Annotated in this window: 7 protein-coding genes; 4 read left to right on the top strand and 3 right to left on the bottom strand. The window is 60.2% G+C overall.

Going from position 1 to position 7,047, the window contains the following annotated elements; genetic code table 11:
• Positions 1-212: 212 nt before the first annotated feature.
• Both ACIOZM_RS13175 and ACIOZM_RS13170 read right to left on the bottom strand, forming a co-directional pair.
• Positions 213-815: a LysE/ArgO family amino acid transporter gene (locus tag ACIOZM_RS13175; protein WP_401214238.1), complete on the bottom strand. Its 603-nt coding sequence runs from the start codon at positions 813-815 to the stop codon at positions 213-215.
• Positions 816-820: 5 nt separating this feature from the next.
• A complete protein-coding gene (locus tag ACIOZM_RS13170) occupies positions 821-1,222 on the bottom strand; it encodes an ACT domain-containing protein (RefSeq protein ID WP_401214236.1) in 402 nt (133 codons plus the stop codon).
• A 96-nt stretch (positions 1,223-1,318) separates the two neighbouring features.
• Here ACIOZM_RS13170 and ACIOZM_RS13165 point away from each other — a divergent pair, with 96 nt between their 5' ends.
• From ACIOZM_RS13165 to ACIOZM_RS13150, 4 genes are all read left to right on the top strand, one after another.
• Positions 1,319-2,212: a LysR family transcriptional regulator ArgP gene (locus ACIOZM_RS13165; RefSeq protein WP_401214233.1), complete on the top strand. Its 894-nt coding sequence runs from the start codon at positions 1,319-1,321 to the stop codon at positions 2,210-2,212.
• 54 nt (positions 2,213-2,266) lie between these two features.
• The gene (locus ACIOZM_RS13160; protein ID WP_401214231.1) at positions 2,267-3,259 is read left to right on the top strand and encodes an NAD-dependent epimerase/dehydratase family protein; all 993 of its coding nucleotides are present in this window, start codon (positions 2,267-2,269) and stop codon (positions 3,257-3,259) included.
• Positions 3,260-3,375: 116 nt separating this feature from the next.
• Entirely contained in the window at positions 3,376-4,233 is an 858-nt protein-coding gene (locus ACIOZM_RS13155; RefSeq protein WP_401214228.1) for an ATPase, read from the top strand.
• Positions 4,234-4,502: 269 nt separating this feature from the next.
• Positions 4,503-5,351 (top strand): cache domain-containing protein, encoded by an 849-nt coding sequence (locus ACIOZM_RS13150; RefSeq protein WP_401214226.1) that lies wholly within the window; start codon positions 4,503-4,505, stop codon positions 5,349-5,351.
• A gap of 120 nt (positions 5,352-5,471) precedes the next feature.
• On the opposite strand, the gene ACIOZM_RS13145 is transcribed toward ACIOZM_RS13150, so the two are convergent.
• Positions 5,472-6,989: an MDR family MFS transporter gene (locus ACIOZM_RS13145; RefSeq protein WP_401214224.1), complete on the bottom strand. Its 1,518-nt coding sequence runs from the start codon at positions 6,987-6,989 to the stop codon at positions 5,472-5,474.
• Between the last annotated feature and the right edge of the window lie 58 nt (positions 6,990-7,047).

Raw genomic sequence — 7,047 nt, 5'->3', positions numbered from 1 at the left:
GTGTGCGTAAGGCAGCGGCGGCAATTCGAAAGCCATGATGATTCTCCTAATCAGGTAAGTTGCGGTGAGCGCAAGGCCGATCACGGGCGGCCAGAAATGCACCGGCGAGTTTTTACTCTTTGCGGCGCAGGGTTCGGATCATAGCACCGGGGGTGCGGCATAACCACGCAACAACTGTGTGGGATAGAGGTTCCAGAGCCTTTTGGAATAAATCAGCTGGCGATAATCAATTGACCGGCCACGGTGAACATCATCACGGCCACCAGCAGATCGAGAATCCGCCATGTGCTCGGCCGCGCCAGCCAAGGGGCCAGCCACGCCGCGCCCAGCGCCAGGGTGAAAAACCACAGCAGCGAAGCGCTCGCCGCGCCCACCACATAAGCCCCCGGCACCGATTGCTGGGCTCCGAGCGAACCGATCAGCAACACGGTATCCAGATAAACGTGCGGATTGAGCAACGTCACCGCCAGTGCGCTAAGCATTACCGCGCGCAACGAACGCACAGTCTGATTTTCGTTTTGCGCCATGCTCTGCTTCGAAAACGCCCGACGCAGCGCCTGACTTCCGTACCAGATCAAAAACACCGCGCCGCCCCAGCGCGCAACCGCCAGCAGTGTCGGGTTCTGCGCGAGTACGGTGGCGAGACCGAAAACCCCGGCCGCTACCAGCAGTGCATCACAGGCGACGCACAGCGCGGCAACCGGCAAGTGATGCTCGCGACGCAGGCTTTGCGCCAACACAAATGCGTTCTGGGTACCGATCGCCATGATCAGCCCGAAAGCCACCAACAGGCCATTCACATAGCTTTGCCACATGTTGATTACTCCGCGTTGGCTGCCAGATCACGCAGCACTTGCATGGCGCGCTGGGCGTCGGCCTGGCCGACAAACAAATGATCGTGGTAATAGCCGGCAATCACGTTGCAACTGATTCCGGCCTTGCCCAGTGCAGTGGCGAAGGCGGCGGTCAGACCGACCGCTTCCAGTGCCGAGTGCACGTTCAAGGTGATCCACGCGGCAACGTAGTCGAAGCTGAAACCAGCCTTTTCGGCGTGGGAACGATCCAGAATCACCGTCAGGCCTTCCTGCTCGCGGAAACTACCGACGATCTCCAGGCCATTCGGCAATTGCCCGTCACGCAAGGTGCAGAACACGTATTCGCCGGGGTTGAGCTGCGGGCTCATGCTGCGCAGCAGGGTGTTCAATGAGGTTTCGCCGGCCATTGGGGTGTTCCTTGATAAAGAGTGCTTGCTGGCTATTCTCCGGTCAGACGCTGTATAAGAAAAACCAATAATGCTGATCGCTCATTAGGAAAACTGATGTTCGACTACAAACTGCTTTCTGCTCTCGCCGCGGTGGTCGAGCAGGCCGGATTCGAACGGGCTGCGCAGGTGTTGGGTCTGTCGCAATCGGCGATCTCCCAGCGAATCAAACTGCTGGAGGCGCGAGTCGGCCAACCGGTGTTGGTGCGCGGTACACCACCAGCGCCGACCGAGATTGGTCGGCGTCTGCTCAACCATGTGCAGCAAGTGCGCCTGCTCGAACGGGATCTGCAATCGCTGGTGCCGGCGCTGGACGAAGAAGGGCTGCCGGAACGCCTGCGCATCGCGCTGAATGCCGACAGCCTCGCCACTTGGTGGGCGCAAGCGGTGGGGGATTTCTGCGCCGAACAACACCTGTTGCTGGATCTGATCGTCGAAGACCAGACCGTCGGCCTCAAACGCATGCGCGCCGGTGAAGTCGCCGCCTGCCTGTGCGCCAGCGAACGCCCGGTCGCCGGGGCGCGCAGCGTGTTGCTCGGAGCGATGCGCTATCGGGCGCTCGCCAGCCCGACCTTTATTGCCCGGCATTTCCCGGACGGCGTAAAAGCCGAACAATTGCCGCGCACCCCGGCGCTGGTGTTTGGTCCGGATGATTTTCTCCAGCATCGCTACCTCGCATCCCTCGGTGTCGACGGTGGTTTCGAGCACCATTTATGCCCCTCATCCGAAGGTTTTATCCGCCTGATCGAGGCTGGTCTGGGCTGGGGACTGGTGCCGGAACTGCAAGTGCGCGAACAACTGGAGCGCGGCGAATTGCTCGAACTGTTGCCAGAAAAACCGATCGATGTGCCGTTGTACTGGCATCATTGGCGCAACGGCGGGCAGTTGTTGGGCCTGCTGACCGAGCAATTGGTACGTTCTTCGGCACAATGGCTGGTGCCGTTGGATTGACGGGCGGCGTCAAGACACACGCATTACGCAAAACGAAAGACATCGGAGCTCTACATGAAAATTCTGATCACCGGCGCAAGCGGCTTCATTGGCGGGCGCTTTGCGCGTTTCGCCCTGGAGCAGGGCCTGGATGTGCGCGTCAACGGCCGCCGGGCCGAAGGCGTCGAGCATCTGGTGCGCCGTGGCGCGGAGTTTGTTCAGGGTGATCTGAGCGATCCGGAACTGGTCCGCGAACTCTGTCGCGACGTCGAAGCCGTGGTGCATTGCGCCGGTGCCGTCGGCCTGTGGGGGCGCTATCAGGACTTTCATCAGGGCAACGTGCAAGTCACCGAAAACGTGGTCGAGGCCTGCCTGAAACAACGGGTTCGGCGCCTGGTGCACCTGTCGTCGCCATCGATCTACTTCGATGGCCGCGATCACCTTGGCTTGACCGAAGAGCAAGTGCCCAAACGTTTCAAGCATCACTATGCGGCGACTAAATATCTGGCCGAGCAAAAGGTTTTCGGCGCGCAGGAGTTCGGTCTGGAAACCATCGCCCTGCGTCCGCGCTTCGTCACCGGCGCCGGCGACATGAGCATTTTTCCGCGTCTGCTGAACATGCAGCGCAAGGGCCGGCTGGCGATCATCGGCAACGGCTTGAACAAGGTCGACTTCACCAGCGTGCACAACCTAAACGAAGCGCTGCTGAGCAGTTTGCTGGCGGCCGGGTCTGCGTTGGGAAAGGCCTACAACATCAGCAACGGCGCGCCTGTACCGCTGTGGGACGTGGTCAATTACGTGATGCGCAAAATGGACGTGCCGCAAGTTACGCGGCATCGCTCGTTTGGTCTGGCCTACAGCGTTGCGGCGCTCAACGAGGGTGCGTGCAAACTCTGGCCCGGACGCCCGGAACCGACCCTGTCACGGCTGGGCATGCAGGTGATGAACAAAAACTTCACCCTCGACATCAGTCGCGCCCGGCATTATCTGGACTACGATCCGAAAGTCAGCCTGTGGGCGGCCCTCGATGAATTCTGTGGCTGGTGGAAGGCTCAGGACATTCGCTGATACCACTTGGTCGGCCAACACTGAACCGCGCCGCAGGTCGAGGGTCAATCGCAGCGGTCGCGGGGTTTATACTTCGCCGCATTCAGCCATCACCGCGTTTCACAAAGGTTGCCTCAATGTCCATGCGTAACGATGCCAACGACGATTTCGATGATGTACCGAGCCTGCGTGCCGACACCCTCGACGACGATGACTTCCCGACCACCGCCCGCACCACCGTGCACTCGCGCACGCCGCCAGTGGTCAAGGTCAAGTCGGCGAGTACCGGTCCGTTGTGGGCACTGGTTGGCGCATTGTTCTTTGCCTTTATCGGTCTGGCCTGGTGGAGCTTCCAGCAGATTTCGCTGATGGAGCAACAATTGGTCGCGACTCAGGAAAGCTTCGCGCGGATCAGCGAGGAAGCGGCGGGGCGCTTGCAGGACATTTCCGGCAAGGTCGTCGCCAGCCAGTCGAATGTCAGCAGTGACAGCGAAGCCTTGAAGTTGCAGATCAAACAACTGCAAACCCAACTGCAGGATCAGAGCAAACAACAGCAGGGCGTGGCCGGACAGGCGACGGATCTGGACAAGCGTCTGGCGCAGATGACCGCGCAGACCACCGAACAACAGAACGCCAACACCCAATTGCAGGCGCAGGTCAAAGCCTTGAGTGCGGAACTGGCGAGCGTGAAAAACGCCCCGGCCGATACCAGCAAGGTCGATGCCCAGCTCAAAAGCTTCGACGCACAATTCAAGAGCCTTGGCGCTGACATCACTGCGTTGAAAAAGCAGGGCAACCCGAGCGCTGCGGTCGAGCGCCTGGAGCAGGAAATCATCGTGCTCAAAAGCGAGCAGGACAACCGCCCGACCGCCGCACAGGGCGGCGGCGGGAATACCGCCGAGTTCGATGCATTCCGTGGGCAAATGACCCGCACCATCAACACCCTGCAAGCGCAGATCCAGAACTTGCAGCAACAGCTCAACGCCCGTCCTTAGTACCTAAATTCTGTGCCGGGTGAGCTTCTGTGCAGTGGAGCTTTTTGTGGTGAGGGGGTTTGTCCCCGTCGGGCTGCGAAGCAGCCCCAAACCCTGTCACCGCCATTTTTCAGGCAAACCGGATTCGCCGGTTTGCGACGGCTGCGCCGCCGAACGGGGATAAATCCCCTCGCCACAAAAGCGCTGCAACCTGCGGACTCATGTTCAACTTTCTTATAACCGCAACCCGTCTACGCTCTTGAAACACCAACAAGAACGAGGGATGCGTTATGGGGTTATTGCATAAGGTTGCCTGGCTCGGCGTGATGTTGCTGGCGGGGTTCGGCCAGGCCAACGCGGCTGTCGCGGCAAAGGACGACAGTCAGGCCGCCATCGCCCTGCTGGAAAAAGCGCTGGCTTACTACCACGAGAACGGTGACAAGGCGTTTGCCGCGTTCAGTCGTCAGGGCGAATTTGTCGACAAGGATCGCTACGTGTTCGTGGTCGACACCAAAGGGGTGATGCTCGCCAGCGGCGGGCCGTCCTCCGCGCTGATCGGGCGTGACGTCAGTGAAGTGCTTGATCCTGACTTGCAGAAGGCCTTCAAGGATGCCTTGAAAGTGCCGGAAGGCAATGGCATTCAGCAGACCGAGTACCGCTGGAAAAACCAGGCCGATGGCAAGGTCGAGCGCAAGCACGTGTTCTATCAGCGCATCGGTCAGCGGATTCTGGCGGTCGGTTATTACTTGCCGCGAGCCTCGGCGGAACAAGCCAAATCGCTACTCGATAAAGCCGCCACTGATCTGGGCAAAGACCAAAAAGGCACGCTGACAGCGATCAATTCGCTGAAGGGCGGGTATTTGCAGGATGACCTGTATGTGTTCGTGGTCGATCTGGATACCCAACGCTATGTCGCGCATGGCACCAATCTGCGGCTGATCAACACCGATTTCAGCACGATCAAGGACCCGGAAGGTAAACCGGTGGGCGAGCCGATTCTGGCGCTGATCGCCAAGCAGGATGACGGCGAATACGAGTACCGCTGGAAGAACCCGGTGACCGGCAAGATCGAAGACAAGCATGCGTACCTGAAAAAGGTCGGGCGCTTCCTGGTTGCGGTCGGCTATTACAGCCCTTGAATGTGTTCCCCTGTAGGAGTGAGCCTGCTCGCGATAGCGGTATGTCATTCACCAATGAGGTCGACTGACACGGCCTCATCGCGAGCAGGCTCACTCCTACAGGGATTTGGGTTGTTTCGACTATTTGGCCGAGTGCTCACGCCCACGCAACAGGTTGTTCGGCATCGCAATCGCCGCCGCCAGCCCCAGCAACGAAATTGCCGCACTGACCATCAGCAGATGCCGGAACGTCACCAGCAATTCAGCACGCAAGGCATTCTGCGCATCGCCCGGTGCGGCATTCAGACCATCCAGCAGTACGTTGCCGGAGTGTCCTTCGCTGACCAGTGAACTGCTCGCCAGATGCGCGAAACTCGAATCCTGCAACAACGCCAGCAATAGCGCCGACATCAACGCCACGCCCACTGCGCCGCCCAATGAGCGGAACAGATTGGTGGTGCTGGTGGCGACGCCAATATCGCGTTGCTCCACCGAATTCTGGGTGCCAACCAGCGAGGTCGGGAATTGCATGCCGCCGGCAATCCCGCTGAATAGCATGAACAGACTGCTCACCAGCGTGGCATCCGGCGGGCTGAACGCCATGCCCATAATCGAGATTGGCATCAGGATCGCTCCGCCGAGAATCTGTGGTTTGTAGCGCCCGGTCACCGAAGTGCGACGCCCGGCGAAATACGCGCCAATCGGCAAGCCCATCGCCAGTGGCAACAGATGCAAAGCGGCCGCGTCTGCTCCGGCGCCGGTCACGCTCTGAAAGCGCAACGGCATCAGCACGATCAACGAAATGGCCTGGAAACTGGTGAAGAAAATTGTGCACCAGCACAGCAGCGCGTTGCGGTTGGTGAACAGGTGCATCGGCAGCAACGGCTCTCGCGCCCTGCGCTCATGCCAGACAAACAGCGCCAGCACCACGACGGCGCAAGCGAACAACCCAAGCACTTCACCGCTGCGCCACGAGTGACCCTGACCGACCTGCGTAATACCCAGCAGCAACGCGGTCAGGCCGATGATCATCAACAGCGTGCCCAAGTAATCGATGATCGGTTTGCGCTGCGGAATCGGCAGCCCCACCAGGTTGCGGCGGGCCACCCAATAGGCGCCGAGGCCCAATGGCAGGTTGATCAGGAACACCCAGCGCCACGACAGGTATTCGGTCATGTAGCCGCCGAGCACCGGGCCGGCGACGCTGGCCACCGCGTACATGCTGCTGAAATAGCCCTGATAGCGCCCACGTTCACGCGGCGGCACGATGTCGCCGATGATCGCCTGACTGACCGAAATCATCCCGCCGGCACCAATGCCCTGAAGGATGCGCGCCAGCACCAGTTGTTCCATGCTCTGGGCCATGCCGCAGAACAGCGATGCCAGAGTGAACAGGCCCATGCCGAACAGCATCAGTTTGCGCCGCCCGTACAAATCACCGAGCTTGCCGTAGATCGGCACCGCCACGGTCATTGCCACCATGTACCCGGAAATCACCCAGGCCAGCAGGCTGACATCCTTGAATTGCGCGGAGATGGCCGGCATCGATACGGCGACGATGGTCTGATCCAGCGCCCCCAGAAAGATCGCCATCATCAACGCGACCAGCACGCTGCGAATGGCCGGTTTGGGCGTTTCGGGGTGATTGAGATTGGTCACGGGCAAAACCTGCGGCAGTGTGGGTCCCGCAGGTCGCAAGGCGAGCGGGGATGCTCGC

It is taken from the genome of Pseudomonas sp. NPDC087346 (assembly GCF_044744235.1).
In the GTDB taxonomy this organism is placed as follows: Bacteria; Pseudomonadota; Gammaproteobacteria; order Pseudomonadales; family Pseudomonadaceae; genus Aquipseudomonas.
Note: the sequence above shows the minus strand (reverse complement) of the source record. Positions and strands in the feature narration are given on the sequence as shown.